Origin of the sequence: Streptomyces sp. NRRL S-920, assembly GCF_000717945.1 — a bacterium.
Classification (GTDB): domain Bacteria; phylum Actinomycetota; class Actinomycetes; order Streptomycetales; family Streptomycetaceae; genus Streptomyces; species Streptomyces alboniger.
This window is the reverse complement of record NZ_JODF01000130.1, coordinates 1-2268: the sequence shown is the minus strand read 5'-3', so window position 1 is coordinate 2268 and position 2268 is coordinate 1. Positions and strand designations below refer to the sequence as shown.

The 2268-nt window shown below is 72.5% G+C and carries 1 protein-coding gene; it reads right to left on the bottom strand.

Annotated elements, in window-relative coordinates; all coding sequences use genetic code 11:
• Positions 1-2268 (bottom strand): type I polyketide synthase (locus IG54_RS0137090; protein ID WP_030795564.1); only part of this gene is annotated, 2268 nt, incomplete at both ends.

The window sequence follows — 2268 nt, the reverse complement described above, 5'->3', positions numbered from 1 at the left end:
AAGGCGGAGAGGTTCAGTTCGCGTGTGAGTTCGTGGAGGTTGAGGGCGGCGTCCGCCTTGGGCCGCAGGACCGCGTCGAGGCGTTCGGGGGTGAGGGAGCCGATGACTCCGTCGTCCAGGACACCGGCCGTGTGGATGACGGCGGTCAGCGGACGCTCGTGGTCGATGGACTTGAGCAGCGTTTCGAGGGAGCTGCGGTCGGCGGCGTCGCAGGCCGCGATCTCCACGGTGTCGGCGCCGAGTTCGGCCAGTTCGGCGGCCAGTTCGGGTGCGCCCGCGGCGTCGAGTCCTCGGCGGCTGGTGAGCAGCAGGTTGCGTACTCCGTGCTCGGAGATGAGGTGGCGGGCGACGAGGGAGCCCAGGGCGCCCGTGCCGCCGGTGATGAGGACGGTCCCGGCCGGGTCCAGGCGGAAGTCCGCCGGATCGCCGTCGGCGACAGCCACGCGGGCCAGCCGCGGCACGAGCACGGAGTCACCGCGCACCGCCGCCTCCGGCTCACCGGCCGATGCCACCGAGGCGAGCCTGTCCCAGGCGTCGCACGACGCGTCATCGGTGTCGATGAGGACGAACCGGTCGGGGTTCTCGGCCTGCGCGGACCGTACGAGGCCCCAGACCGGAGCGTTGGCCAGGTCGGTGACAGCGTCGCCGGGACCGGCGGCGATGGCACCGCGCGTGACGAAGACCAGGCGGGAGTCCGCGAGGCGGTCCTCGGCCAGCCAGTCCTGCACGAGGGCCAGCGTCCGGTGAGCGGCGAGGTGTGCGGCATCGGCCGGGTCCATGCCCTCATCGGCTGCGGCCGACTCCACGAGGACGACGTCCGGCACGGGCGTACCGGATGCGACGGCATCGGCGAGGGCGTCGAGACCGGCATACGTCACGGACTCCGGGGCGCCGGCCGGCAGCCCGGCATCGGTGCCGATCACGGCCAGGGCGCCGCGCACGGGAGCCGGGACGGAGATGCCCGTCCAGTCCACCTCGAACAGCGACTCGTGGAAGGCGTGCCGGTCGGTGGCGAGCTGCGCGGAGTCCACCGGCCGCAGCATCAGCGACTCCACGGCCGCGACGGACGCACCGCTCCCGTCGACCGCGCTGATCGACACGGCGTTGGTACCGGCTGCCGAGAGCTTGACGCGGAGCGCGGAGGCACCGGTGGCGTGGAGGGACACACCGCTCCAGGAGAACGGCAGAAGTGCCTCGTCCGACGCCTCGGTGAAGTCCCCCAGGGAGACGGCGTGCAGCACGGCGTCGAGGAGTGCGGGGTGCAGTCCGTAGCCGTCGGTCTCGGTGCCCTCCGGGAGCGTGACCTCGGCGAACACGTCGTCACCGAGCCGCCAGGCGGCGCGCAGGCCCTGGAAGACCGGGCCGTAGGTGAGGCCGACACTCGCCAGACCCTCGTACAGCCCGTCGAGTTCGAGGACGTCGGCACCCTCGGGCGGCCAGACGGACAGGTCGGCGCCGCTGTAGGAACCTCCCTCGGCCAGGAGCCCGGTGGCGTGGGACGTCCACGGCGTCTCCGCCTCGGCACCGTCGAGCCGTGAGTGGACGGTGACGCGGCGGTGCCCCTCGTCGTCGGCGGCGGCCACGGTCACGCGGAGGGCGATACCGCCCTGCCGCGGGAGTACGAGCGGGGCCTGGAGCGTCAGCTCCTCCAGGGATCCGCAGGCGACCTGGTCACCGGCGTGGATGGCCAGCTCGACCAGCGCGGTGCCGGGAAGGAGGACGGTGTCCATGACGGTGTGGTCGGCGAGCCAGGGGTGCGACTGGAGGGAGAGCCGGCCGGTGAGCAGGACGCTGTCGGAGTCGGGGAGAGCGATGGTGGCGCCGAGCAGCGGGTGCCCGGTGGTGCCGAGCCCGAGACTGGTGGCGTCGCCGGACGAGGCCGTCGCGTGGAGCCAGTAGTGCTGGTGCTGGAAGGCGTAGGTGGGCAGGTCGACGCGGCGCGCGCCGTGGCCTGCGAAGATGCCGTCCCAGTTCAGCTCCTGACCGTGGATGTGGGCTTGGGCGACGGCCTGGGTGAGGGTTTCGGCCTCCGGGCGGTTCTTGCGGAGTACGGGCGCGAAGACCGCTTCTTCGCTGTCGGACGCGATTTCCTGGGCCATGGCGGAGAGGGTTCCGTCGGGGCCCAGCTCGATGAAGGACGTGACGCCCTGCTCGGCGAGGTACGTGATCCCGTCGGCGAAGCGGACGGCCTGGCGGACGTGGCGGACCCAGTAGTCGGCGGTGCAGAGGTCCTCGGGGGTGGCGAGTGTGCCGGTGAGGTTGGAGACG